Origin of the sequence: Mesotoga sp. HF07.pep.5.2.highcov (assembly GCF_003666285.1) — a bacterium.
Lineage (GTDB): Bacteria > Thermotogota > Thermotogae > Petrotogales > Kosmotogaceae > Mesotoga > Mesotoga prima.
This window is the reverse complement of sequence record NZ_JFHJ01000044.1, coordinates 1-660: the sequence shown is the minus strand read 5'-3', so window position 1 is coordinate 660 and position 660 is coordinate 1. Positions and strand designations below refer to the sequence as shown.

Sequence of the window (660 nt, the reverse complement as noted above, 5' to 3'; positions counted from 1 at the left end):
CCCCTGTCTGCCCGATCTACCTACAAGTTGGTTGTCAATTCTCCTGCTCTCGTGCCTCTCGGTACCTAGAACATAAAGCCCCCCAAGATCTACTACTCCCTCACCAAGCTTAATATCCGTTCCTCTTCCCGCCATGTTTGTTGCAATTGTAACTGTCTTTCGCTCACCGGCCTTTGCAACAATCTCTGCTTCCCTTTCATGATACTTGGCATTCAAAACTTCGTGGGGTACGCCTTTTTTTTGCAGCAGCTTGCTCAAGAGCTCGCTCTTCTCTATCGAAGTAGTACCAACAAGAACGGGCTGTCCTTTTTCATAGCGTTCAGCGATCTCATTGATAATTGCCTCATTCTTTTCTTCCCTTGTTTTATAAATCGAATCTTCTTTGTCCTCTCGAATTACCTTCTTGTTTGTAGGAATGATCGCAACTGGTGTGTTGTACATGGAGATGAACTCAGATTCTTCAGTTGCGGCAGTACCGGTCATTCCAGACACCTTCGAATACAGCTTGAAGTAGTTCTGAAAGGTTATTGTGGCAAACGTCACCGATTCTTGTCTAATTTGCACATTTTCTTTCGCCTCTATTGCCTGATGCAAACCTTCGGAATACCTTCTTCCCGGCAACAACCTTCCGGTGAATTCATCAACAATTACGACTTCTCC

The 660-nt window shown here is 45.0% G+C and carries 1 protein-coding gene; it reads right to left on the bottom strand.

All coding sequences use genetic code 11. The features are described 5' to 3' along the window. Positions 1 to 660, bottom strand: a 660-nt coding sequence (locus tag BG32_RS00875) for a helicase-related protein (RefSeq protein ID WP_259459413.1), incomplete at both ends; no start/stop codon positions are given.